This is a genomic window from Corallococcus sp. NCSPR001 (assembly GCF_017309135.1).
In the GTDB taxonomy this organism is placed as follows: domain Bacteria; phylum Myxococcota; class Myxococcia; order Myxococcales; family Myxococcaceae; genus Corallococcus.
In genome coordinates this window covers 3,703,159-3,727,672 of record NZ_JAFIMS010000002.1, presented here as the reverse complement: position 1 = coordinate 3,727,672, position 24,514 = coordinate 3,703,159, and the positions used below count along the sequence as shown (strand labels likewise).

The window sequence follows — 24,514 nt, the reverse complement described above, 5'->3', positions numbered from 1 at the left end:
GGCGCGTACGCCCCGGGGCCTGGGCGGTATATGTTTTGACGGTGGTTGCCCTGGACACACCCTCGACCGTGCTGGTGGTCGAAAGCTACGACGACCTGCGCGAGGCGCTGGTGGCCCTCCTCGTGCTGGAGGGCTACACGGTGCTGTCCGTGCCCACGTCCACGCAGGCGCTGGACGTGCTGTCCCGGATCCCGGACATGCCCTCGCTGGTGTTGCTCAGCCTGATGCTGCGCAACCCGGAGGACCGGCGCTTCCTCACCCGGCTGCGCAACCTGGGCCTCACGTCGCGGCTGCCGGTGCTGGCGCTCACCGCGGACCCGGACCTCCAGGGGGCCCCGCCCGGGACGGTGGGCCTGTTGGGCAAGCCGGTGCGCACGGAGGTGCTCCTGGCCGCCGTGGACCGCTACCGGTCCCGGCGCTGAAGGCCGGCGTTGGGCGCCAATGTAGGCATGGAAAACCCGGCAACTCCCGGTGACAAGGGTCGATAATCCATCAACGTCCACCGTCTCGGTGGTTCGAGGGGGAAGACCCGACATGTCCAGAATCGGTGAGTCGATTGGCGGCGCCATCGCGGCGCGAGTGCAGCAGGCGCTGACCCCGCAGGTCCGCCCCACCCCGCAGCCCCCGGCCGCGCCCGTGGCCCGGCGCCCCGCCGACACCTTCGAGTCCGCGCCCGCCGCCCGCCGGGGAGGCCCCGCCCTGGGGACGCCCGCGCCCGCGGCCACGCCCACCCCGGTGGGCACGTCTGGAACGGCGGTGCAGACGAACGGCGCCACGGTGGCGGACTACCAGGTGGGTCCTCCCCGCCGTCCGGACATCCACCACGACAACGGCTTCCTGCAGAACCCCAACGACCCCAACGACCCCACGCCCCTGCCCACGGAGAGCCCGGGGCTGAGCGACTACGCGGCGCGGGCCGAGTGGGAGTTGAAGCTCAACGCCGCGCGCGCCATCCAGGGCATCCCGGGCGTGCCGCACAACGACATCCCGGACGGCCTGGACACGTACGACCACTTCCTGCACGGCAACGGGGCGGACCGGCACTTCGACTACGAGCGCTTCGTCAGCACGGACCCCGCCGGCCAGGCGGTGCTCACCAACTCCACGCGTGACACGCAGCAGGCGGCGGAGGCGACCTACAACCAGATGATCGCCCAGGACCCGTCGCTTGCGGGCAAGCCGGTGACGTTCCAGATCACCGGCTCGCAGATTGGCGTCGGCTCCAGCGAGCAGTTCCCCTACCCGGAGACGGAGAACTGGCAGAAGGCGATTGGCGGCCACTCCGTCTGGAACAGCGCGACCGTGACGGTCTACCCGCCGGAGACGCCGGGCGGGAAGCCCCGCTTCGAGATGGACATGACGCTCCACGCGGAGGACCGCTACAACTTCAACCCGGGCCAGGCGGACATCAACACCGGCACGCCGGACGCGGCCAACGGCCGGCTGGAGCAGACGGGCCTGGGGCACCAGTACACCAACTACGGCACGCTCCAGCGGCACGTGACGTGGGACCAGGGGAGCCCCGAGAATGCGACGTCGCGTCCCATCGGTGGCCGTTAGGCGCACGCTGGCTACCACCCTGCTCGCGGGGTGTGTTTCGCTGGCCTGCGACAAGCTCTCAGGGGGGAATGCATCCATGACGACACAGACGGCCGCGCCCGCGGCGAAGACGGGGACGGACCTGGAGACGCTGGAGAAGACCGTGACGCTGCCGCGCCGCCCCCAGGCGGTGCAGTGGCGCCAGTCTCCGCGCGGCGTCCCGGGCGGCCTGGGCCCCACGGACACGCAGTTCCTCGCGGTGCTGGAGTACCCGGCGGCGGAAGGTCAGGCGCTCCAGGCCGCGCTGAAGCCCACGCGGCTGACGGTGAAGCTGGACGACGGCGGGTGGCTCCCAGAGGCCACGAAGGAGGCCCTGAAGGGCGCCACCGCCTACGACGCGGCCCCCTTCTTCAAGGGCTCGCTGCGCCAGGGCACCGTGTTCCAGCTGCCCCAGTCGAGCACCTTCGTGCTGGTGCTCTTCAGCACATAGAAGCGCACGCAGAGCACAGGTGGGGCCCGGCCGCGGATGCTCGCGCCCGGGCCCTTCGCTCTTCCAGAGGCTACGGCGCGCCTTCAGGCCGGCCCGTCTTCTGGGGCGTGGCCCCCGTGTGGCGGACGTTGCGCTGCGCGCCGGGCTTCCCGCTCGCGCGGCCGTCCGGGTTGTTGATGATGGCGCTGGCGATCAGGAAGGCATTGAGGCGCAGCTGCATGAAGTTGTGCTCCACCTTTGGCGGCTGCTGCATGCGCAGGGTGCGGTCCTCGCCCTGCTGGTGCTTCGGCCACTCCGTCGCGGACGCGGGCGCGCCGGAGCGGGCGAACTGGAGCAGCCAGCCGCTCACCTGGCGTGCGTAGGCGCGGTCCTCGTCGGTGAGCACGTCCTGGTGGGGCGGGCAGCGGGCCACCGTGTCCAGGAAGTACGGGATGTCCGCGCCGTGGGGGACGCCGTCGGGGTACTCCGGGCGCAGCTCGGCGGTGGTGTACTCGAAGTAGAAGCGCCACGCGTCGGAGACCTTGTGGTGCAGGTCCGCGACCTGCCGGGGGATGAGCGTGAAGACGATGTCGCGGCACGCCTGCCGCGCCAGCTCCTCGTCCGGTGACACGCCCGGGTAGAGCAGGCCGATGGGCACGTTGTTGTCCCGCAGCGCCTGGAGGATCTCCATGGGGTCGCGGCCCATGGCGGTCATCACGCTCACGTCGTCGCTGGTGCTGCCCAGGATGAGCGGCACGCGCGCCTGCTGCTGCGCCTTGAAGGTGGACAGGATGGACTGGGGCAGCACCGTGTCGCCGCACACGGCCACGGGCGCCAGCGAGTGCTCCGGCGCCTGCTGCCAGAAGGACTCCGCGGGCAGCTCGCGCATGCGCTCCGGCGTCGCGTCCGTCACCCCCATGTCGCGGATCAGCGCCTCGCCCTTGAGGCACGCCTTCTCCAGCGGCATCTCGTCCAGGCCGTACACGCTCATCGCCACGCCCCGGTGGAACAGGGGCTTGGCGGACTCCATGCAGAAGAGGGACAGCACGCTCTTGGCGCCCGCGGACTGGCCGATGAGGGTGACGTTGCCCGCGTCCCCGCCGAACTTCGCGATGTTGCGGTTCACCCACTGGAGCGCGGCGAGCTGATCCATCAGGCCGAAGTTGGCCGCGCCGCCCCCCGGCTCCTTCAGGAGCGCCGGGTGGGCCAGGAAGCCCAGGTGCCCCAGGCGGTAGTTGAGCGTGACGAAGACAGCGTCCCGGGACGCCAGGGGCACGCCGTCGTACGGGGGCAGGCCGCTCGCGCCAATCACATACGCGCCGCCGTGGATCCACACGATGACGGGCAGCTTCGCCTGGGGGTCTACGCGAGGCGTCCAGACGTTGAGGTAGAGACAATCCTCGTCCATCGGGAACGGGTCACCGCCGCCGCCCGCGATGCAGCCCTCACGCGACTGGAGCGAGGACTTGCCGAACGTTGACGCCTGCCGGATGTGCTTCCAGGGAACGACCGGAGCGGGAGGCCGCCACCGCAGCGCGCCCACGGGAGGCTGGGCGTAGGGAATGCCCTTGAAGGCATACACCCCTTCCTCGACGAGGCCTTGGAGCTGTCCTTCGACGGTGCTGACGACAGGAGCCGACTGCTGGACCATGTTTGGAACCCCCCACGAGACCCGGCGCCAGGGCCGGGCCGGTGCGAAGTAGAGGTTTCATCCATGCAAGTCAATGCATGGACCCTCAAAGGCAATCACCCGTCCGCCAGCCGACGCGGACCCCGACCGCGGAGCATCAGGGCAATGCCATACCGAGTTCCCGCAGGACGACCCGAACGATGGCGTCGTAGTCCCCGTCGAAGTGGTGTCCACCCTTGAGCAGCACGGCGCGAGCGCCGGGCACGCCGGACAGCGTGGGGCAGAGGCTGTCGGACAGCTCCTCGTCACCGTAGACGCAGAGCACGGGCGTCCCCTTCAGCGCCTGCACGTCCGGGAGCACCGCCGCCGTGGGCCGGCCCCTGCCACCGAAGAGGTCCGTGACGTGCACCTCGAACTCCGCCTCCTTGCCGGGCGCGAGCAGCACGGCCAGCCGCACGCGCCCGCGCAGGTCCTCCGGCAGGCGCGCGGCGATGGCCGGCACCACGTCCGCGCCGCGCGAATAGCCCAGCAACACCACGCGCTGCTTGCCCCACGCGGCCAGGTAGTGGCGCAGCGCGCGGGCCACGTCCGCGGACGTCTCCTCCGGCGTGCGGCGCTTCCAGAAGTAGCGCAGCGAGTTGAAGCCCACGACGGGGAGGCCCTGCGCGGCGAGCGACTCGGAGACCTTCTGGTCCAGGCTGGCCCAGCCGCCATCGCCGGTGACGAAGAGCGCCAGCGTGTCGCCCGGGGGCTGCGACGTCGCGGGGACCTCCACCAGCGGCAGGCCCTCCACCGACGCGTCCCCCAAGAGCGCCCGGGTGCCTGCGTCTGGAGGCGACGCGGACGTGGAGACCGGCGGCAGCACCTCCGAGGAGAGCGGCGCGGCGGCGGCATCATGCGCGGCCAGCAGCGCCCCCCGCCACGTGTCCACGGGCATGCGGGCCAACCCCGGCCCCGGCACCGTCAGCACGCGGGCCGTCGTCAGGGAGCGGGTGAAGTCGCGCGCCGCCTTCACCGGATGAACCGGATCCTGCTCCGCGCCAAGCAGCACCCACGGCTGACTCAGCTCCCGCGGCGGCTCCAGCCGCTCCTGTCTGCCCTTGTCCGCGCGTGAGCGCACGAGCCCCGCGCCCGGGCAGAAGGCCGCGGACATCGTCACCTCCGGCGAGAAGTCCACGCTCACCGCGCCCCGGAACGTGCCCGGCGGCGCCTGGGCCAGCGCCGCGTAGGCCAGCGCCGCGCCGGTGCCGTCCCCCACGAGGACGGGGTGCAGGTACTCGGGCAGCTCCGCGTGCCGCTGGTAGCCCTGACTCAGGACCTCCAGGTCCCCCGCCGGGTACGCGCACCGGGTGCCCTTCTCCAGGGCGCGCAGGTAGGCCCCGGCGTCCACCCCGAGCACCAACGCGCCGTGCGAGGCCAGCGCCATGGACAGCTCCAGCGCCCGGCCCCTGTCAGCGGGCCCCTCCGCGAGCAGGAGCACCACCGTCCCGGGCCTTGCCGGGGGCGTCACCACCGTGACGTGGCCGAAGCGGCCTCCCAGCCGCAGCGTCTCCACGCGCGGCGCGACCGCGGGCGGGGGCACGGGGACCGCCACGGGGGCTGGAGCGACGGAGGGCGCCGCGCACATGCGCGCCCCGGAGATGAGCGCCAGCACCAGCACGGCCCCCAGCAGGCCCCCCTTCGCGCGCCGCCTCATCTCGCCACCACCCCACCCAGCCCGCGCGACACCAGCGAGGCCACGCCCGCGAGCACGCCCGGCAGCGCGAGCCCGCCCGGCGAGGCCAGGTAGCGCGGCGCCCAGTCCGGACGGAACTTCTCCTTGTACTGGCGCAGCCCCTGGAAGTTGTAGAAGTGCTCGCCGTGCCGGAACAGCAGCGCGCCCAGCCGGTTCCACATGGGCGCGAGCGCGCGCGCCTCGAAGCCGCTGAAGGGCGCCATGCCCAGGTTGAAGCGCTGGAAGCCCTGCTGGCGGCCCCACAGCATCAGCGACGTGAAGAGGAAGTCCATGGCGCCATGGGGACTGCCCGGCTGATAGCGCATGAGGTCCACGCTCAGCTCCTCCTTCGTGTCCGGCGCCCACACGTTGGCGAAGCCCATGAGCACCCCGCTCCTGCGCACCAGCGCCACCGGCCCCTGCTCCAGGTAGCGAGGGGAGAACGCGCCCAGGCTGAAGCCCTTCTCCCGCGTGTGCTTCTCCGCCAGCCACGCGTCGGAGATGGCCCGCAACTGGGGCAGCAGTTGGGGCACGGCCTCGCGCGGCTGGACCTCGAAGGTCCACGCGTCGCGCTCCATGTGGCGCATGCCGTGGCGCAGGCCCCGGCGCTCCGGCCCCTCCAGGGTGAAGTCCTGGAGCGGCACGGTGGCCTCTTCTCCCAGCTTGAGCAGCGTGAGCCCCAGGTCCAGGTAGCGCGGCAGCGCGCCCGGCCCCACCTGGTAGAAGCACGCCCAGCCATGGTGCCGGTCCGCCAGTTCGAGGAAGCGCCACGCCAGCTCCGTCGCCGCGTCCGGCGGCCCCACCGGGTCGCCCATGGACACCCACGCGCGCCCCGACACGCCGTACATGAGGAACGCGGTGCCCGCGTCGTTGAGCAGCAGGGACTTGTCTCCCACCAGCGCCAGCGAGGCCATGGACTCCGGGGAGCGCGCCACCAGGGGACGCACCCGTCGCAGCTCCTCCGCCGTCGGAGGGTGCGTGCGCGGCCCTGCCGGCCGCAGGAGCGCGGCCAGCCCCGCCACGACCGTCGCCCCCAGCACGCCCACGCTGGCGCGCAGGAAGCGCGGCGCGTTGCCAGAGAAGGCGAAGCGCCACCAGAGGTCGTCGCGGTACTCGACGTGCCGGTAGGAGAAGAACCCCAGCCACACCGACGCGCCCACCACCGCCGCCGTGGCCAGGAACCACCCGGGGCTGAAGGCTTCCGCGAACAGCGACGTGTGCCGGTAGAACTGCTGATGGAACGGCGCCAGCGCCAGGGCCAGGACGAGCAGCAGCGTGGCCTCCTCGTAGTCCACGCCCTTCACCAGGGAGAACACCGCGCCCGCCACCAGCAGCACCTGCGTCAGCACGTAGGCCGCGTCCAGGCGCCGCTGGAGCCCGCGCGCGAGCAGGAGCAGCGACACGCCCGCCAGGCTGCCCAGCAGATGAGACACCTCCAGGAGCGGCAGCGGCACCAGCCGGCGGAGCAGCGCCAGGCGCTCGGCGACGGCCGGCGTCGCGCCGGAGAACAGCAGCACCGTGCCCGCCACGAACGCCCCCGCCGACGCGGCCCACGGCACCAGCGGCGCGAACGAGCTGTGCACCACCTTCGCCAGCCGCGTGAGGTGGTGACGGCGCTGGAGCAGCTCATGCCCCGCCAGCAGCAGCGCCGCCACCGTGAAGGGCAGCAGGTAGTAGACGAAGCGGTACACGAGCAGCACGCCCACGACCCGTGGCGCGGGCACGTGGGGCGTGAGTGCGGAGAGCATCACCGTCTCGAAGACGCCCAGGCCCGCGGGCACCTGGCTGGCGATGCCCGCCAGCTGCGCCAGCGCGAACAGCGCGGTGAGCGACGGCAGCGACACGCTGCCCGGAGGCAAGAGCACCCACAGCACCGCCGCCGCCAGCATCCAGTCCCCGCATGACACCACCAGCTGCGCCAGGGCACGCGCGGGCGTGGGCAGCGTCCACTCCAGGCCGCGAACCCGCAGCGGCCCGCGCACGGTGGCGCACGCCACGAAGTAGCCCACGAGCAGCAACCCCAGCGCGGCGCCCACCCCGTGCGCCACGGGCGTGGACAGGGACAGCACCCCGCCCCCGCCCTCCACGAGCAACGACACGCCGGTGACGGCGGCCAGGCCCAGCCAGAACGTGAGCGCATTGAACGCGGACACCCGCGCGACATCCAGCGCGCTGAGCCCCCACGCGGAATACAGCCGGTAGCGCACCGACCCGCCGCTCAGGAACGACGCGCCCAGGTTGTGCCCGAAGGCGTAACCGACGAAGGACGTGAGCGCCACGCGCGGATAGGGAATCCGGTGCCCCGCGTGCCCCAGCGCCAGCACGTCGTACAGCGTGAGCGCCACGTAGTTCACGACCGTCACGGCCAGGGCCAGCAGGATGTGCCCCGCCGTCACGGCCTTGAGCCCCGCGCTCACGTCCTCGCGGCGGTAGTGCGACAGCTCGCGGTGCAGCACGTACGCCGCCACGCACAGCAGCAACAGCGGCAGCGCCGTGGTCAGGACCCTCTGGATCTTCGTCATGCCGGCGCTCCCCCTGAGTGGGAGGACAGAGCATCCGGCGTGCCACGCTCCGTGAAGAGGCGCCGAGGGGCGGACAAGGTCCTGTGTTGAAGTGACGCATGGGACCTGGGTACAGGCGGACCAGGAGTGTCTCTTCGCCCCGTCGGAGGCGGCGCCATGCCGGCCCCTCGCAAGCCCGGCCCCCTTCGGCATCCTCGGGCCCTCCACACCCGGAGGCCAGCGCGCTCCAGAGGAGCGGTGGACCTCCGGAGTAGGGTTCCCAGACAGGACCGGCATCACGCCGACCCTGAGAACAATTTCATGTTTTACGAAGCTGTCCGGTCCACTCCGTCTGTGTTTTGAACAGCGCGTGAACGCAGTGGCTGGAGGCACGGCGGGGAGGCATCAGGGACCCATTTTACTTTTGACCCCCTCGCGCTGGAGCATGTGTCGCGAATGCGTCGCTCCCGAGTTTTCGTTCTCGACATGCAGACCCGGCTCACTGACTTCCGCGGCTCCCGGAAGCCCCTCGCCTCGCGGCTCGCGGCCGTGGGCTCCGTGCTGCTGATGCTCCTCGCGTTCGCGCCCGTGGCACGAGCGGCGACGGCGGCGGCGGCCCAGCCCGCGCTCGACGGGTGGCGCTACCGCTGGGGAGACTCGCCGCAGGGCCCTGACGGCGTCCCCGTGTGGGCGACGGAGCCGGAGGACGCGGAGGGCTGGCAGGCCGTCACCGCGCTCCAGGAGCCGCCGGGCCGTGGGACGAACACGTTCCTCTGGCTGAGCATCCCCCTTCCCCAGGGGCCGTGGCTGGAGCCCGCCCTCTTCCTGGGCAACGTCGCCAACGCCTTCGAGCTCTACGCGGACGGCCAGCGCGTCTACGCCAGCGGGACGGTGGACCCCGCCGGCCAGGAGCTCATGGAGAACATGGTCTGGCACCTGGTGCCCGTGCCGCCCGCGTCGATGGGCCACCGGGTGCTGCTGCGCATCCAGGCCCATGGGCCCGCCATCGGCGTCACGCGCGCCGCGAAGGTGGGCTCGCACCCGGAGCTGCTCGCGGAGGTGACGCGCGTGGGCCTGGCGCCCTTCGTCATGGGGACGCTGCTGGTGGGCATTGGCGCGGTGGCGCTGGGCGCCGCCCTCCTGCGCCGCCAGTGGCGGATGCTCGCCGCCCTGACGGTGTTCTCCGCGGGCTCGGGCGCGCTGCTGCTCGGCTCCAGCGGCCTGTTCCCCGCGCTCTGGGGCAAGGCGGCCACCGGCAGCGTCCTCACGCTGCTGGGCTCGTACGCCATCCTGCCCGCATTGGGGTGGTTCATCTCCGATACCGTGGGCACGGACAAGCTGCGCTGGTTCCGCCGGGGCGCGGCGGTCGTCACCGTGCCGGCCATCCTCCAGGCGATCCTCGTGGTGATCGACCTGGGGAGCGCGTGGCGGCTCCTGTCCGCCTTCATCCTCTATTCGCTGCCCGGGCTGCTGGTGTGCGTGGGGGTCGCGGTGGTGGAGGCCTTGAAGGGGAACAAGGACGCGCGCATCTTCGTCGCGGGCCTGGGCGTCCTCACCGTCGTGCTCCTGCTGAGCACCCTGCCGATGCTGGGCGTGATGGAAGTCACCGACAGCCAGGTGCACTGGGGCTTCTTCGCGCTCACGCTGTCGCTCGTGGCCATCGTGGGGCGGCGCTCCGCGGAGGTGGTGCGCTCGCTGGCGGAGTACACGCACCTCTTGGACGCGCGCCGCAAGGACGTGCGCCTGCTGGCCGAGGGCATGGGCCGTGGCGCGGACGAGCTGGCCGCCGTCGTGCAGCAACTGCACACCTCCAGCGAGGAGCAGACCGTGGGCATCAGCCGCCAGGCCGCCGCGCTGCGCGAGCTGGAGACGACGGTGGAGGAGATCCGCCAGGGCTCGCACGTGACGGCGGACAAGGCGCGGGCGCTCGCGGCGTCCGCGGAGAGCGCGGAGGCGGTGGGGCGCGAGGGTGGCGCCGCCCTGGAGCGCACGCTGACGGACCTGGCCGCCATCCGCACGGAGGTGTCGGGGATGGCCTCGCGCATCCTCGCGCTCGACGAGCGCACCCGCGAGGTGTCCAGCATCGTCGATGACGTGAAGACGCTGGCGGACCAGTCCAACATGCTGGCCATCAACGCGGCCATCGAGGCGGTGCGCAACGGCGACAGCGGCAAGGGCTTTGGCGTGGTGGCCAAGGAGATGCGCCGGCTGGCGGACCAGTCCATCCGCGCCACCGAGCGCATCCGCGACGTGCTCGACGGCGTGAGCATGAGCATGCGCGAGGCCGCGCAGATGAGCGAACAGGGCGAGGCGCGCGTGCAGGTGAGCCTGGACGCGGTCCGCGGCTCCGGCGAGAAGCTGCAGAAGCTGACGAGCATCATCGGCGACACCACGGGCAGCGTGCGGCAGATCACCCAGGCGGTGGCGCAGCAGGACTCGGGCACGCATCAGATTGCCCAGGCCATCCAGGAGTTGTCCGGCCAGATGCAGCGCACGCTCCAAGCCGTGGAGGAGACGCGCACCGTCACGCACTCCGTGCAGACGCTGGCGGAGGTCATGTCGGGGGCCGCGAGCAAGGCGCTGCGCTCCGGCACGCTGGACGACCAGCAGAAGCCCGCGGCGGCGTGAACCCCGGGGCCGGCCCGGCTACACTTCCGGGCCATGGTGCCCCTGACCGACCACTGCGGGCTGTCCCCTGAACGGAGAGCCGCCCTGGAGCGGCAGCTCGCGCCGCTCACGCTGCTGCAGGACGTGGTCCGCTGGGGCTTCGCGAGCCGGCCGCCGCGCGACGTGGCGGCGGTGGTGGTCCAGGACGAGTTCACCCACGACGTGGTGCTGCCCTGGGAAGAGGAGCGCTACCTCGTCTTCGACACCACCTGACTGGGCGGGGTGAACTCGGTCTCCGTGTGGGACCACTGCCCTACCGCGGATGAGCTGCTGGACGCGAGGCTGCGCGCCGGCTGGACGCCCACGCCGACGAGCACCGTCGACGGGGACGTCGTGCTGGGCCACGCCGCATGCCGGATGCCATCCCGGGCCGCGCGCTGACGTCCTGGCGACACTCGGCCGGGGGGATGCGTGGAGAACGCGACGTCCGGGGCGCGAAGGCGCGACGGCGCTGACGAAGCCATGACGTGCGGGAAGTACGAGCACCCCCATGGAAGAGAGTCTGAAGCCCCGGTTGCGCGGCCTGTCCCACGTCATCGCGTTCGTGGCGGCGCTGGTGGGCTGCGTGTGGCTTGCGCGGCTGCCGGTGCACGGCGTGCAGTACGCGGCGAACCTGGTGTTCGGCGGCAGCCTGGTGCTGATGTTCGGGGTGAGCGGCGGCTATCACTGGCCCACCTGGAGCGCGGCGACCTACCAGCGGATCCGCCGGTTCGACCACGCGGCCATCTTCATCCTCATCGCGGGGAGCTTCACGCCGCTGGCGACGCTGGACGCCATGGGGGGCCTGAGCCAGCGGCTGCTCTGGGTGATGTGGGGCGCGGCGCTGACGGGCGCCACGCTGACGCTCGCGGGCATCTCCGCGTCGCGAGGCCTGCGCTCGGGGCTCTACGTGGCGCTGGGCTGCGTGGCGGCCCCGGTGTTCTGGAACCTGCCCGGGGTGATGGGCCAGGGCCGCGTGGGCTGGCTCTTCTTCGGAGCCATGCTCTACGCCGTGGGCGCGGTGGTGTACGCGCGCCGCTGGCCGGATCCCATCCCCCACGTCTTCGGCTACCACGAGGTGTTCCACGTCATGGTCGTCGCCGCGGCCGCCACGCACTACGCTGTCCTGCTGGACTTCGTGGGGCGGTGACCGTGGCCATGCGTTCGCGAGCGTGCATCGCAATCCTGCTGTTCCTGTCGGCCTGTGCTTCGACAGGGCCCATCGTGAGGGAGCCCACGGCCCGCGAACGGCGGATGGCCAACCTCCAGCGTGCGGCGGCGCTGCCCTGGAAGGACGGTGGCCGGTGCGTCGTTCGCGAAGCGTCCCAGCCGTGGCCCGAGCTGGTGGAGCGGTGCTATCCGGCGCTCGACCATGACCGGGTCGAGTTCCACGACACGACGGGCAGATGCACGGTCGCCTCCGCTGAGGCCGCGACCCTCGGACTCGGGTTCTGCGTGCTGGCGGCTCCTGAAATCGCCGTGGGGGCCGTCATCGTCCTGGGCGTGGTGGTGGTCGGCGTCGTCATCAACGAGGCACTGGAAGCATATGAACTCCGCCACCACTATCCCGAGGAAGCAGGGGCTTCGCGAGGAACGAAGACTGCGTCCCGAGATGCTGTGGCGAAGCCGAAGACTGAGTTGGAACCGGAGCCAGCCGGCCAGGGCAGACAGCCTCCTGTGCCACCCGTACCCGTGAGTCGAACGCGTCGCGCCAGCTGCGAGCCAATTCCGGTACCTCACGCTGGCGAGGATCGCCTGCATAACGAGTGCGCCGATGTGTTTCCGCCGAACCGCTACCCTGGCCACGACGTACTCGTGAACGGCAAGCGCTTTGATGCATTACAAATCGGCGCGCGTGTGCTGTGGGAGATCAAGACCCATCAGTTCGACACGTACAGTGACTTCCTGCGGGATCGGGTGATTGAAGATCAGATGGAAGAACTCCAGAAGGATCGCGCCATCGCGGCGGCATGTGGGTATGACTTCATTGTTGGAGTAAGCAGTGCCGCACACAAAGCGGCGCTGATTCGACAAGATCCCCGCCTCAACGTCGTTGTCACGGGGTGTACACGATGACCATGCGGAAGCGCCTCGAACTGACCGTCTACGCCCCGCCACTCGCGGGGGACGGCAGCCGTGCACTCGCTGTCGTCCGTGGCATGGAACTGGCGCTGCCCGGCTTGCGCCTGGAGTGGGAGGTCAACAAGGAAGGGCATCCCATCCTGTTACCGCACCGCGAAGTCTGGCTCACCGAGGCAGCAACGCGCGGAAGAATCCCTCTGCTATGCAACGGCGACGAGAGCTACCCCGTGACCGTTTCCGGGATGCAACGCCTTGCAAGTGCAAGCGCTGGGTACCAGCCGCAACTCCAAATAAATGCCAGGCTTCCACAGGACGCGGCCATCTTCGCGGCAACGGCAGCTCTGCTTGAAGCAGTTGCGGAGGGCGCGCGCGCGTTCTGGGGACGTGCGTCGCCAGAGGATGCTGCGACGGACATCGCGTATCAGACCGCACCCACACGGGAAGGACCGCCGTCCCCACCCCGGGGGCTACCGGCCCTGAAGCTCTTCGAGCACATCCGCTCGCCCGAGATTCCCTACTATCTCGGCTGGCTGAACTACTGGTCGGATGCCGCCGCACGGGCCATCGGGTTCCCCGACCCTGCTCGCGACTCCGAACTGCTCTCACGCTCCCGGCGCACGGCGACGGGGTGGATCGTCCAGCTGACGGAGGCCCCGCTGGACCTGGACGACCCCGCCCACCTGGAAGCGCTCAAACGGGCCTATGAGCGCTTCCCCGAAATCGGCGGGCGCGGGGTGCCTTGAACCGCGTGGAGTGCGCACGGTTCGTCCGGCCTGGTCCACGACACGCGCAATGAGTGTCGGACACCGCACGGCGCATCGGCCGCCACTCCAGGTGCCGCGGCACGCGGCGGGTTGAATCCTTTCCACCATGGCCACGCCCACGCTCACCACGCAGTGCTGCATCGCGGGCGGAGGTCCGGCGGGAATGATGCTGGGGCTCCTGCTCGCCCGGGCCGGCGTGGAGGTGAAGGTGCTGGAGAAGCACGCGGACTTCCTCCGCGACTTCCGGGGCGACACCCTCCACCCCTCCACGCTGGAGCTGATGCACGAGCTCGGCTGGCTGGACGAGCTGCTCGCCCTCCCCCACTCGAAGATGTTGGACCTGCGCTTCCAGGTCGGAGAACACGACGTCACCGTGGGGGACTTCCGCCACCTCCCCACGCACGCGCGCTACCTGGCCTTCATGCCGCAGTGGGACCTGCTCGACTTCCTCGCGCGCAAGGCCGCGATGTACCCGACCTTCCAGCTGCTCCGCCGCACGGAGGTGACGGACCTCGTGCGCGACCCGGGCCAGGTCGTCGGGATCCGCGCGCGGACGCCCGAGGGCCCGCTGGAGGTGCGCGCGTCGCTGGTGGTGGCGGCGGACGGCCGGACGTCCACGCTGCGTCAGCGGTCCGGATTGGAGGTCCAGAACCTGGGCGCCCCCATGGACGTGCTCTGGTTCCGCGTGACGCGCAGGCCCGACGACCCCAGCCCGCCCCTGGGCCACTTCGAGAACGGCCAGCTCTTCCTCCTCATCAACCGGGGCGGCCAATGGCAGTGCGGCCGGGTCATCCCCAAGGGCGGCATCGCGTCCCTCCAGGCGCGAGGCCTGGAGTCCTTCCGGGCCGAACTCGTGAAGCAGGCGCCGTTCCTCGCCGGCCGCGCCGGTGAAATCCGGAGCTGGGACGACGTGAAGCTGCTGACCGTGCGGGTGGATCGGCTGCGCACCTGGTACCAGCCCGGTCTGCTGTGCATTGGCGACGCGGCGCACGCGATGTCGCCCGTGGGCGGCGTGGGCATCAACCTGGCGGTGCAGGACGCCGTGGCCACCGCCAACCTGCTCGCGGGCCCCCTGCTCGCCCGGCGTGTCACGGCCGAGGACCTGCGCCGCGTCCAGCAGCGCCGGGAGCTCCCCACGCGCCTCACCCAGCGAGCGCAGGTGCTCATCCAGAACCGGGTGGTGGACCCGGCGCTCCGGAAGCGCGCCTTCATGAACGGCCGGCTGCCCTTGAGCCTCCGGCTGGTGAAGCGCTTCCCTGCCCTGCGCCGCATCCCCGCGCGACTGATCGGCCTGGGCGTCCGCCCCGAACACATCCACACGCCGGCCGCTCCACCCCTTCACTGAGGATCGCGGGACCGCCAGTTCCTCCGCCCCGGCTCCAGGCACGGTTGTCTCAACGCGTCGCGGCCTAAAGCTTCGCGGGGAGTGCCTGACGCCCGCGCATCACCCTCCTGCGCGTCAGGCCAGGAGGAACCATGGCGAGTTCACGAACGACGGCCCTGCGGGACATCCGCGCCCAGACAGCCGAGGCCCGGGAGCAGCTCCGCGCGGAGCAATGGAAGCTCACCGGCACGGTGGTGGCCGCGGGGACGATGATGTCCGTGGGGTTGAAGCGCCGCTCGCTCGGGGGCACGGTGGTGGCCCTGGCCGGCGGTGCCCTGCTCTACCGGGGCCTGCAATCCCAGCGGCGTGCGCTCGCCGCGGTCGCCCGGGCGGCCCGCCGCGCGGTGACAGGCGAGGAGACGCGGCACGGCCAGCTCGTCGAGGTGGAGCACACGCTCATCGTGAGACGTCCGATCAGGGAGCTCTACCGCCTGTGGCGTGAACCCTCCACGCTGAGCCGCCTGATGGAGCACTTCGCGGACGTGACGCCCACGGTCGGCGAGGGCCGCCACTTCCGGATCCACGGGCCGCTGGGACGCGAGGTGAGCTGGGACTCGCGCCTCGTGGAGGAGCGCGCGCCGGAGTTCCACAGCTGGGAGTCCACGGAGGACAGCCCCATGAAGTCGAGCGGCTGGGTGCGCCTGAGGCCCGCTCCGGAAAGCGGTGGCACGGAGGTGACGTTGCACCTGGCCTTCCAGCCCCCGGGCGGCGCGCTGGCCGAGGCGCTGGCGCAGCGGATGCGCGGCATCCCCGCCACGCAGGTGGCGAAGGTGCTGCGCCGCTTCAAGAGCCTGGCGGAGACCGGGGAGATCTCCACGGAGGACACGCCGAAGGGCTACGAGCTCATCAAGCAGAAGGTGAATGGCTACAAGCGAGCCGTGTTCACTTCTTGAGCCGCGGGCGTCGCGCCCTTCCCACAACTCAACACCGTGCGAGGGGCGGATCCGTCCGTCATCGCCGGACGGCGAGGGGCCTCCTAGAGAGAGGGAATGCCCCTCATCCTCCGAGCCTCCCTCTGCCTGGGTGCCGCGCTCCTCCTGACGAACTGCGCGCACCGCTCCGCCCCCGGCACCTCCGCCGCGAAGGCACCCGCGCTGCCCGCGCCCGACCCCAGCTTCAAGGTGAAGCGGTACAGCACGGTCATCGGCTGGCCGGAAGGCAAGCGCCCCACGGCCCCGGAGGGCTTCGAGGTGACGCGCTACGCGGACGGCCTGCGCAACCCGCGCTGGACCTACGTGCTGCCCAACGGCGACATCCTGGTGGCCGAGGCCAGCTCCGAGTTCAAGAGCGAGGAGGACAAGGAGGACGCCATCGAGTCCGGCAAGGTGCGCTCGCAGAACCTGGGCCACAGCGCCAACCGCATCACCCTGCTGCGCGACGCGGACCGCGACGGCACGCCCGAGGTCCGCGAGGTGTTCCTGGAGGGTGTGAAGCAGCCGCTGGGCATGCTGCTGTTGGGCGACCGCTTCTACGTGGCCGGCACGGACGGCGTCTGGCGCTACCCGTACACGGCCGGCGAGACGTCGCTGAAGGCCTCCGGGGAGAAGCTCCTGGAGCTGCCGGCGGGCGGCTACAACAACCACTGGACGCGCAACCTGCTGGCAAACGCGGACGGTTCGAAGCTCTACGTGTCCGTGGGCTCCGCGAGCAACGTGGCCGAGCACGGCCTGAAGGAGGAGGAGCGCCGCGCCAACATCCTGGAGATCAACCCGGACGGCACCGGCGAGCGCATCTACGCGAGCGGCCTGCGAAACCCCGTGGGCATGGGCTGGGCCCCGGGTACGCGCACGCTGTGGACGGCCGTGAACGAGCGCGACGAGCTGGGCGAGGACCTGGTGCCGGACTACCTCACGCACGTGGAGGACGGCGGGTTCTACGGCTGGCCCTACGCGTACTTCGGCGCGAACGAGGACCCGCGCATGGCGGGACAGCGGCCGGACCTGGTGGCGAAGACCCTGGTGCCGGACGTGCCCCTGGGCTCCCACACCGCGTCCCTGGGCCTGGCGTTCTACGAGGCCCAGGCGTTCCCGGAGAAGTACCGGGGCGGCGCGTTCATCGGGCAGCACGGCTCGTGGAACCGCGCGGAGCTGTCCGGCTACAAGGTCGTGTTCGTGCCGTTCAAGGACGGAAAGCCGTCCGGCCCGCCGGAGGACTTCCTCACGGGCTTCATCGCCGACAAGGACGAGGCCCGGGTGCATGGCCGGCCGGTGGGCGTCACGGTGCTGCCGGACGGCGCGTTGCTGGTCGCGGATGACGCCAGCAACACGCTGTGGAAGGTGACCGCGAAGCGCTGATGGGCAATGCCTAGCAGCCCATGCAGACCGGGCGGATGACCTGCCACTGACCGCAGCCGTTGTCGCCGCAGCACGTCTGGTAGAGCGTGCCGCCGCGACCGTAGGAGCCATTCGGCCAGCTGCCGTCACCGCCCACCTCGCGACACGCGCCGCAGGTCTCCGACCAGATGACCTGATCCGCCACGTATTCGCCCATGGCACAGTCGGGCGTTCGGCCAATGCCCTGCTCCACCTGCGCGGCCTCACCGGCCGGCCGCGGCGCGTCCTGCTCCGAGGCCGGGCCGCAGGCGGAGAGGAGGCCCACGGAGAAGGTCGCCAAAACCAAACCACGGACAATGTTTCGCATGCTGGAGGCTCCAGGTGACGGAGGCGGAAATGCCTCGCGTCCCGCAGTCCGGCAGAAAGCGATATCCTGCGCAACCGGGACGTTTGACTTTGACCTCGCTGTTCCTTTCCTGCCCTGGTGCCCGCAATGACACGCTTTCGTCCGCTGACAGTGTTCCCTTTCCTGGCGCGGTGGAGTCTGTGTCTCGCCCTGGTCACGACGGCTGGCGCCTGCCGCTCCGAGAGCAAGGCCGAAGCGCCGGAGCCGCCCGTGGAGCTGCATGGTGTGGGGGGCGTCGAAGGCGTGGATGCCGCGTATGACCGCTCCCGTCAGCCCGCCCGGTTCATCACCGCGTTGGGGCTCTCCCCGGGGCAGCGGGTCGCGGACGTCGGTGCGGGCCTGGGGTACTTCACGCAGCGGCTCGCGGAGGCGGTGGGTCCCACGGGCCAGGTGGTGGCCACCGACATCAACGACGAAGCCATCCGGCAGCTCCGCGCGCGGGTGCTCGGACGCAAGAACGTCGAGGTGCGCAAGGTGGCCCCGGACGCGCCGGGGCTCGAAGCGGGCGCGTACGATTTGATCCTCCTCTCGGAGGTGGATCACTTCTTCGGTGACCGGGTGGACTACCTCACCCGGCTGCGTCCCGCGCTCACGCCGCAGGGGCGCATCGCGGTGACACACCTGAGGGCCATGCGTCCCCCGCTCGCCGCCGCCGCGCAGGCCGCGGGCTACGTCATCGTCTCCGAGCACAACGACCTGCCGGACCACTACCTGCTCTTCCTGCGGCCCGCGGTGAGTCCCTGACGGCGGCCCCAACCGTCCAGAACCCAGGCCTTCGCGCGCGCGAGCGTCCACTCCCCGGCAGTCCCTGGCCCCTGTCCGCCGACAGGGCCGCCGCGCTCCGGGGAGCGCCCTACCCTTCGCGCCGCGCGAAAGCAGACGGGCGCGGCACGGAGCCGCGCCGCGCATGGGGAGACGGAAACGCCATGGGCATCAGCAAGGGCAGTGCGCAGTGGAACGGCGGGTTCAAGGACGGCAAGGGCGCGATGAAGCCTGGCCATGCGGCGGAGGTGCCCTTCTCGCTCGGCACCCGCTTCGAGGGGCAGCAGGGCAGCAACCCGGAGGAGCTCATCGGCGCGGCACTCTCCGGGTGCTTCTCCATGGCCCTGTCGGTGGGGCTGGAGAAGGCGGGCCTGAAGCCCACGCGCATCCAGACGAACGCGGACGTGCACCTGGACAAGCAGGGGGAAGGCTTCGCCATCACCACCATCGACCTCACCACCGAGGCCACCATCCCCGGCGCCGACGACGCCCAGTTCCAGAAGATCGCCGAGGAGACCAAGAAGGGCTGCCCCGTCTCCAAGGCGCTCGGGGGCGTGAACATCACGCTGAAGGCGAAGCTCGCGACCTGAGGAGGCCTGCTCCGGCATCAACCGCCGGCGCACGCGTCGCGGCAGTCCTGCCGGCACGCGACGACCTCGGGCGTGTTGCCCACGCAGGTCGTGTAGCACTGGCTCAGGCACGGCGTGAGCTCATGCTCCGCCGTGCCGGGCTCCTCCCCGGAGGGGTCCAGCACGTCTCCGGGAGGAGTGTCCGCCAACGGAGCGTCCGCGGGACCACAGGCCGTCAGGAACACTCCCACCGCGGCCAGCGTCATCATCCACTTGCGCTGCATGAGCCACCTCTCCGGCTGGACGCGGAAGGCCTCACTCTAGCCGCGAAAGCCGTGGAAGAATCCGGGCCCGTGGCCGATTCGCCCAACAGGAGGTCTTCTGAGCAGGTGGGTGAGACGGACGATGTCACGGACGCGGTTCGGCGCGCGACGAGGGGGGAGTCGTCCGCCTTCAGCGAGCTCTACCGTCGCACCCGCCCCTTGGTGGCCCGGCTGGTCGCGGGTTTCGGCACATTGGATCCCGACGAGGCGGAGGACGTCCTACAGGAGTCCTACGTGCGGGCGTTCCGGGGGTTGGCCCAGCTGAAGTCGGCGGGGGCCTTCACCCCGTGGTTGTTGACCATCGCGCGCAACCGGGCGCGCACGCGGCTGGAGCGCCGCGGCCTGCTCCAGCGGATGGAGGAGGAACTGGCGGACCCTACGCCGGAGACGGTGCCTGCCCTGCCACCCACGCTCCAGGTGGAGCGGGACATCGAGGTGGTGCGGCAGCTCATCGCGGAGCTGCCCGAAGGCGAGGAGAAGAAGACCGTGCAGCTCTTCTACATCGAGGGTCAGCTCTCAGCGCGGGAGATCGCCGAGCAGCTCGGCGTGGGAAAGAGCACGGTCACCATGCGGCTGGAGCGGTTTCGCGGGCGCATCAAGCGCGAGCTCCTCCAGCGGGTGCTCGCCGGACGGTGGGATTGAAGCCATGAGACACCTGGATGCCACCGCGATGGCCGAGCTCGCCGGGCGCGACCCCGCGGCCGTTGCCTGGTTCCGCGAGCACCTGGCCTCGCCCTGCGAGGTCTGTGAGACGTTCCTCGCCACCCACACGGACGCGCTCGACGGGCGGACGGACGCGCTGCTCCTGGCGCTCGCGCCCGAAAGGAAGGCCGAAGCGGACGTCATCCCGCTGCGCCCCCCGCCCCGCGCCCGCCGCTTCGCCCCGCCGCCCGGCCGGTACCTGGGATGGATGGCCGGCGCCATCGCGGCCTCCGTGCTGATGGTGGTGCTGGTGCCGCTGGTGAAGGGGCCCGCGCGAGGCGCCAACGCGTGGACCGGTGAGAAGGGCCCGGGCCGCATCTCCCTGGAACTGGCCGTGGTCGCGCGCGGCACCGACGGAGCCCTGCGCCGGCTGGACTCCGGCGGGGACGTCACCAGCGACGAGGTGCTGCTCTTGCGCTACCACGCCACGGAGTCCGGCACCGCGCTGCTCTACCAGCAGCGGGAGCAGCAGGCGCCGGAGCTGCTGGGCCGCTTCCCCCTGACGGCGGGCACCCATGACCTGGAGGGACCGGACGGCCTCGCGGGCGTGAGCCTGGACTCGGACGAAGGCCTGCTGTCGGTGGCGCTGGTGGCCTTCGCTCCCGGTGAGGCCGCCTCGGAGCAGGACGCACTCGCCGCGCTCACCGCGGACGGCAGCCCGGATGCACGCCCGGGAACCGTGGTGAGGTTCGACGTGCGGGTCCAATCCGGTCAGACTCTGGCCCCGTGAGGCGCCTCCTTCCCCTGCTGCTCGTCCTCCTCTGCGCCTGCGCGGGCCCGTCCGCCACGGCCGGAGACAAGGGCGGGCTCGTGCCGCTGCGGCTCGACGCCGCGGACCTGTCGCGCGCGTACACTCCCCGGCGGCTCGCGCTGCTCGTGGGCGTGTCGTCGTTCGATGATCCGCAGTGGCGCTCCCTGCGCTTCTCCTCCAAGGACGCCACGGACCTGGCGGCGGCGCTGAAGGACCCCGCGCGGGGCCACTTCGACCAGGTGCGCGTCCTCACGCGCCCGGAGGAGACCACTCGCGACGCCATCCTCGCGGCGCTGCGCCAGCTGCGGCGTGAAGCCACCCGGCCCGACGACGTGGTGATGGTGTACCTGTCCGCGCACGGCACGCTCGCGCGCGACGGCCGCGGGGAACTCACGCGCTACCTCGTCACGCGCGACGCGTCCTACCGCGCCATCCCGCAGACGGCGCTCTCCATGGACGCGCTGAAGGCGGAGTTCGAACAGTTGCCCAGCCGCAGGCGGCTCCTGGTGCTCGCCACCTGCCACAGCGGCAGCGGCAAGTCGCTCTTGCCCCGCGAGTTGGAGGTGGAGCTCGCGGGCATCAAGTCCGGCTTCTACGCGCGCCCTCTGGAGGAGTCCTCCCGGGCCTCCATGGTGTTCGCCGCCAGCGACTGGGGCGAGACGGCGCGCGAGGACGAGGGCCTGCGCAACGACATCTACACGTACTTCCTCATCGAGGGCCTGGGCGGCGCGGCGGACCGCAACGCGGACGGCGCCGTCACCGCCACGGAGGCGCACGACTATTCGCGCCGCCGCACCTTCACCTTCACCGAAGGCCGCCAGCGCCCGTCCGCCGAAATCATGGAGGTGGGCGCGGATCCGGTCATCCTCGCCGGCCGCATCGACCGCACGGGCCAGCCGGAGCTCTTTTCCTACAACCCGCGCCTGGACGGCTTCCTGCTCAAGGTGGACGGCGAGCCGCGCCTGGAGCTGCCGGGAGGCGCCGCGGTGGGCCCGGGCCGGCGCACGGTGGAGCTCACCAAGGGCGACGCCGTCCTCGTGCGGCGCGAAGTGGACGTGGCCCGGGGCGAGCGCCTGCCGCTGGAGCGCCTGCTGTCGGACGCCATCCCACGCCGCGCGCTGTCGCTCGTGGGCGGGATGATGTCCTTCGCGGACGGCCGGAGCCGGCGCGAGCTGCTGCCCGCGTCTCCCCAGGTGGGCGTGGTGCTGCGGCTGGAGGACCTGCCCCTCCAGGACCTGGGCCTGATGCTGGACCTGGGGCTGGGACGCGGGCGCCAGAAGCTCCAGGTGGCCCCCGGGAGCGAGGTGCCCTTTGGCTACACCACATTCACGCTGGGCGCGGCGGTGCCGTACCTGTGGCGCTGGGAGCGGCTGACGCTGTTCGCGGGTCCGCGTGTGGCCGCGCTGTACCTGGGCAGGTCTTTCGACGTGGAAGCCTATTCGGGAGGCCAGCGCTACTTCACCGTCAGCCCCGGTGTGGTGGGCGGACTGGCGTGGCGCCTGGGAGAGCGGTTGGAGCTCACCGCCCAGGGCCACGGGATGCTGACGTACGTGGTGGTGGACGGGCGGGGACAGGCCGTGGGCTTCATCGGCGGAAACGCCGGCGTGGGGTACCGCTTCTGATGCGCCGCCAAAGCCTGATCCTGCTGTCGTCGCTCGGCCTGGGCCTGGGCGCGTGCGGAAGCCTGGACAACGAGCCCTTCCGCGCGGGCACCGTGCGCGGCCGGCTCACGGAGTTCGACCCCGCCGTCGCGCTGGTGACCGTGCTGGGCGCGCCCACCGTGCGCAGCGGCGTGGACGCGCAGGGCCGCTTCACGCTGGAGGACGTGCCCTCGGGCCCCGCGGAGCTCTTCGTCCTGGCCACCGCGGACAAGGCCGCGCGCGTGCCGCTCATCGTGCAGGGCGGCCAGTCCGTGGAGGTCGCGAACGTCTCGCCGCGCGCGGGCGGCAGCTTCTTCGTGAAGCTCCACACCCGGGGCAACCGGAAGGTGTCCGAGGCGACGGCCATCGTGGACGGCACCCCCATCCAGGCGTCCGGGCTGGATGACGATTCCCCCCGGCACCTGGGGCCGCTGCCGGAAGGCTGCTACGGCCTCAGCATCTCCGCGCCCGGCTTCAGCCCCACGTCCGTGCAGGACTGCGTGGGCGCGGGCAGGCAGACGGTGCTGAACGTGGAGCTCGTCCCGAACGGCTCCTCCGCCGAGGAGCGCTGCGCGTTCGCGGGCTGTGGCGGTGACAGCCGCTCCGCGATGGAGGGCCCCGGCGTGAAGGGCCCTGAAGACAGCCATTGAAATGCGTCGCCCCTTCACGGCGGCTTCCGCTGTGAAGAGAGCTTTCCGCAAAGCCACACATATCCAGACCGTCCGTCGCCTCACACTTCGCGGCCCGTCTGGAGTTGTGGCCACCTCGCGAGCCCCCGGGTCTTCCTGACAACGAGGCACTCCGCTCCCCGAGCGGCCCCCCACCGCCTCGTCACACAGGAGGATGACCATGCGTATCCCGACCGCTCGCGCTTCCGCGGCATGGATGGTGTTGTGCGCGACGATGCTGTCCCTGGGCTGCGGCGGCCCCACGGAGTCGGAGGATCCGTCGCTCGTCTCGGGCGGTGACAACCTGGGTGGCGCCGCCGGAGAGGCGCCCGCCACGGATGGCGGCACCGCGCCGGACGGCAATTCGGGCATCACGCTCTGCCACATCCCGCCCGGCAACCCCGCCAACGCGCACACCATCACGGTGGGCGTGGCCGCGCTGCCCGCGCACCTTCGCCACGGCGACACGGTGGGCCCCTGCGACGACGGGGGCGAGACGCCCACGGATGGCGGCACCAGCGAGCCCGACGCGGGCACGACGGACGGCGGCTCGGGCGGCGGCATCGACGCCGGTCCCCAGTGCATCCCCGAAGGCGGCGAGTGCTCCACCGAGGGCGATGACACCTGCTGCAATTCACTGTCGTGCCAGGAAGGCGGCTGCTGGCCGGTCATCGGCTGAGCCAACGCCGTGGCCGGTCCGGACGCGGGAGGGTCTCCTCCCGCGTTCTTCCCTGATTCCAACAAAGGCTGACCCATGAAGACCCTGCGACACCTGACCTCCACCCTGCTGATGGCCACGGGGCTGCTGTTCCTCGCGGCCTGCGGCAACGACACCGCCCGCGTCACCCTGAAGCTGACCGACGCGCCGGGCGACGGCATCGAGAAGGCCGTCGTCACCATCTCGAAGGTCTACCTGAAGGGCAGCGTGGACGGAGACAAGGACGGCAAGGGAGACGTGGTGCTCCTGAGCGAGCCCGTCACCACCGACCTGCTCACGCTGGCCAACGACACCTCGGACCTGGTGAAGGACGCGGAGGTTCCGGCGGGCACCTACAAGGAGCTGCGCTTCGTCATCACCGGCGGCTACATCCAGGTGAAGCAGGACGGCGTCAGCCGCATCTTCGCCACCTCCGCCAACTACGAGGGCCTGCCCGAGGGCGCCCAGGTGGACGGCGACCTGCACATGCCGAGCGCCAGCAGCTCCGGCCTCAAGGTGAAGTTCGACAAGGACGCGGAGGTCACCATCACCAGCGATGACGGCCAGAAGGTCATCCTGGTGGACTTCGACGTGGCGCAGAGCTTCGGCAAGGAGGCGGGCAACTCCGGCAAGTGGGTCATGCGTCCCGTCATCAAGGGCGCGGACATGGAGTTCTCCGGCAACGTGGAGGTGACGCTGGAGGCCGGCAGCGTGTCGCTGCCCATGGGCCTGCCGATGCTGGGCAGCTTCTCCGCGGTGCTCATCAACGCCGACGGCAGCCGTGAGACGATGGCCTTCACCGCCAGCACGGCCACCACCTACGTGGCGGACTTCAAGTACCTGCTGCCCGGCACCTACCAGGTGGACCTGGTGGGACCGGAGGGCGCGTCCTTCACCACGGACATCGCCCGCCCGGCGACCGCGACGGTCAGCTCGGGCGCGGAGTCCGACGTGCACTTCGTGCTGACGTCCTTCGACGTCGAGTAGTCCCTCT

25 protein-coding genes are annotated in these 24,514 nt (G+C 71.2%); 20 read left to right on the top strand and 5 right to left on the bottom strand.

Annotated elements, in window-relative coordinates:
• Positions 1-68: 68 nt before the first annotated feature.
• The 3 genes from JYJ93_RS17210 (at position 69) to JYJ93_RS17200 (ending at position 2,029) form a co-directional block, all read left to right on the top strand.
• A complete protein-coding gene (locus JYJ93_RS17210) occupies positions 69-422 on the top strand; it encodes a response regulator (protein ID WP_206792652.1) in 354 nt (117 codons plus the stop codon).
• Positions 423-534: 112 nt separating this feature from the next.
• Complete coding sequence (locus JYJ93_RS17205) at positions 535-1,560, top strand: hypothetical protein (RefSeq protein ID WP_206792649.1); 1,026 nt, start codon at positions 535-537, stop codon at positions 1,558-1,560.
• Positions 1,561-1,636: 76 nt separating this feature from the next.
• A complete protein-coding gene (locus tag JYJ93_RS17200; RefSeq protein WP_206792647.1) occupies positions 1,637-2,029 on the top strand; it encodes a hypothetical protein in 393 nt (130 codons plus the stop codon).
• A gap of 70 nt (positions 2,030-2,099) precedes the next feature.
• Here JYJ93_RS17200 and JYJ93_RS17195 read toward each other — a convergent pair whose 3' ends face one another.
• From JYJ93_RS17195 to mprF, 3 genes are all read right to left on the bottom strand, one after another.
• Positions 2,100-3,659 (bottom strand): carboxylesterase/lipase family protein, encoded by a 1,560-nt coding sequence (locus tag JYJ93_RS17195; RefSeq protein WP_206792645.1) that lies wholly within the window; start codon positions 3,657-3,659, stop codon positions 2,100-2,102.
• A gap of 136 nt (positions 3,660-3,795) precedes the next feature.
• Positions 3,796-5,334, bottom strand: coding sequence for a virulence factor family protein (locus tag JYJ93_RS17190; RefSeq protein ID WP_206792643.1), 1,539 nt, complete (start codon positions 5,332-5,334; stop codon positions 3,796-3,798).
• Positions 5,331-7,874 (bottom strand): bifunctional lysylphosphatidylglycerol flippase/synthetase MprF, encoded by a 2,544-nt coding sequence (mprF, locus tag JYJ93_RS17185; protein WP_206792640.1) that lies wholly within the window; start codon positions 7,872-7,874, stop codon positions 5,331-5,333. Before mprF ends, JYJ93_RS17190 begins: the two co-directional genes overlap by 4 nt.
• 435 nt (positions 7,875-8,309) lie before the next feature.
• Between mprF and JYJ93_RS17180 the strand changes: the two genes are divergently transcribed.
• The 9 genes from JYJ93_RS17180 to JYJ93_RS17140 all read left to right on the top strand — a co-directional run bounded on the left by JYJ93_RS17180 (position 8,310) and on the right by JYJ93_RS17140 (position 17,023).
• The gene (locus JYJ93_RS17180; protein ID WP_206792637.1) at positions 8,310-10,481 is read left to right on the top strand and encodes a methyl-accepting chemotaxis protein; all 2,172 of its coding nucleotides are present in this window, start codon (positions 8,310-8,312) and stop codon (positions 10,479-10,481) included.
• A 33-nt stretch (positions 10,482-10,514) separates the two neighbouring features.
• Positions 10,515-10,733 (top strand): hypothetical protein, encoded by a 219-nt coding sequence (locus JYJ93_RS17175; protein WP_206792634.1) that lies wholly within the window; start codon positions 10,515-10,517, stop codon positions 10,731-10,733.
• 9 nt (positions 10,734-10,742) lie between these two features.
• Positions 10,743-10,901 carry a hypothetical protein gene (locus JYJ93_RS17170; RefSeq protein ID WP_206792632.1) on the top strand — a complete coding sequence of 53 codons (159 nt, stop codon included), beginning with the start codon at positions 10,743-10,745 and terminating at the stop codon, positions 10,899-10,901.
• A 109-nt stretch (positions 10,902-11,010) separates the two neighbouring features.
• On the top strand, positions 11,011-11,649 hold the full coding sequence (locus tag JYJ93_RS17165; RefSeq protein ID WP_206792629.1) for a hemolysin III family protein: 639 nt from the start codon (positions 11,011-11,013) through the stop codon (positions 11,647-11,649).
• A gap of 8 nt (positions 11,650-11,657) precedes the next feature.
• Positions 11,658-12,575, top strand: a complete 918-nt coding sequence (locus JYJ93_RS17160) for a DUF6310 domain-containing protein (protein ID WP_206800339.1) — start codon at positions 11,658-11,660, stop codon at positions 12,573-12,575.
• Positions 12,572-13,324 carry a DUF5953 family protein gene (locus tag JYJ93_RS17155; RefSeq protein WP_206792623.1) on the top strand — a complete coding sequence of 251 codons (753 nt, stop codon included), beginning with the start codon at positions 12,572-12,574 and terminating at the stop codon, positions 13,322-13,324. Before JYJ93_RS17160 ends, JYJ93_RS17155 begins: the two co-directional genes overlap by 4 nt.
• A gap of 127 nt (positions 13,325-13,451) precedes the next feature.
• On the top strand, positions 13,452-14,690 hold the full coding sequence (locus tag JYJ93_RS17150) for an FAD-dependent oxidoreductase (RefSeq protein ID WP_206792621.1): 1,239 nt from the start codon (positions 13,452-13,454) through the stop codon (positions 14,688-14,690).
• Between the two features lie 131 nt (positions 14,691-14,821).
• On the top strand, positions 14,822-15,622 hold the full coding sequence (locus JYJ93_RS17145; protein WP_206792619.1) for an SRPBCC family protein: 801 nt from the start codon (positions 14,822-14,824) through the stop codon (positions 15,620-15,622).
• Between the two features lie 96 nt (positions 15,623-15,718).
• Positions 15,719-17,023 (top strand): sorbosone dehydrogenase family protein, encoded by a 1,305-nt coding sequence (locus JYJ93_RS17140; protein WP_206792617.1) that lies wholly within the window; start codon positions 15,719-15,721, stop codon positions 17,021-17,023.
• 10 nt (positions 17,024-17,033) lie between these two features.
• Here the strand turns inward: JYJ93_RS17140 and JYJ93_RS17135 are convergent, their stop codons facing one another.
• A complete protein-coding gene (locus tag JYJ93_RS17135; RefSeq protein ID WP_206792615.1) occupies positions 17,034-17,369 on the bottom strand; it encodes a hypothetical protein in 336 nt (111 codons plus the stop codon).
• 249 nt (positions 17,370-17,618) lie between these two features.
• Here JYJ93_RS17135 and JYJ93_RS17130 point away from each other — a divergent pair, with 249 nt between their 5' ends.
• Both JYJ93_RS17130 and JYJ93_RS17125 read left to right on the top strand, forming a co-directional pair.
• Positions 17,619-18,152 (top strand): methyltransferase, encoded by a 534-nt coding sequence (locus JYJ93_RS17130; protein WP_269012490.1) that lies wholly within the window; start codon positions 17,619-17,621, stop codon positions 18,150-18,152.
• Between the two features lie 182 nt (positions 18,153-18,334).
• Positions 18,335-18,760 (top strand): OsmC family protein, encoded by a 426-nt coding sequence (locus tag JYJ93_RS17125; RefSeq protein WP_206792611.1) that lies wholly within the window; start codon positions 18,335-18,337, stop codon positions 18,758-18,760.
• A gap of 17 nt (positions 18,761-18,777) precedes the next feature.
• On the opposite strand, the gene JYJ93_RS17120 is transcribed toward JYJ93_RS17125, so the two are convergent.
• Positions 18,778-19,023 (bottom strand): hypothetical protein, encoded by a 246-nt coding sequence (locus JYJ93_RS17120; protein WP_206792609.1) that lies wholly within the window; start codon positions 19,021-19,023, stop codon positions 18,778-18,780.
• 105 nt (positions 19,024-19,128) lie between these two features.
• On the opposite strand from JYJ93_RS17120, the gene JYJ93_RS17115 reads away from it, so the two are divergent.
• The 6 genes from JYJ93_RS17115 to JYJ93_RS17090 all read left to right on the top strand — a co-directional run bounded on the left by JYJ93_RS17115 (position 19,129) and on the right by JYJ93_RS17090 (position 24,507).
• Positions 19,129-19,704 carry an RNA polymerase sigma factor gene (locus JYJ93_RS17115; protein WP_206792607.1) on the top strand — a complete coding sequence of 192 codons (576 nt, stop codon included), beginning with the start codon at positions 19,129-19,131 and terminating at the stop codon, positions 19,702-19,704.
• Between the two features lie 4 nt (positions 19,705-19,708).
• A complete protein-coding gene (locus JYJ93_RS17110; RefSeq protein ID WP_206792604.1) occupies positions 19,709-20,494 on the top strand; it encodes a hypothetical protein in 786 nt (261 codons plus the stop codon).
• Positions 20,491-22,137: a caspase family protein gene (locus JYJ93_RS17105; RefSeq protein ID WP_206792601.1), complete on the top strand. Its 1,647-nt coding sequence runs from the start codon at positions 20,491-20,493 to the stop codon at positions 22,135-22,137. Before JYJ93_RS17110 ends, JYJ93_RS17105 begins: the two co-directional genes overlap by 4 nt.
• On the top strand, positions 22,137-22,805 hold the full coding sequence (locus tag JYJ93_RS17100) for a hypothetical protein (RefSeq protein WP_206792599.1): 669 nt from the start codon (positions 22,137-22,139) through the stop codon (positions 22,803-22,805). Before JYJ93_RS17105 ends, JYJ93_RS17100 begins: the two co-directional genes overlap by 1 nt.
• A gap of 199 nt (positions 22,806-23,004) precedes the next feature.
• Positions 23,005-23,502, top strand: a complete 498-nt coding sequence (locus tag JYJ93_RS17095; RefSeq protein ID WP_206792598.1) for a hypothetical protein — start codon at positions 23,005-23,007, stop codon at positions 23,500-23,502.
• 75 nt (positions 23,503-23,577) lie between these two features.
• A complete protein-coding gene (locus JYJ93_RS17090) occupies positions 23,578-24,507 on the top strand; it encodes a DUF4382 domain-containing protein (RefSeq protein WP_206792596.1) in 930 nt (309 codons plus the stop codon).
• Positions 24,508-24,514 lie beyond the last annotated feature (7 nt).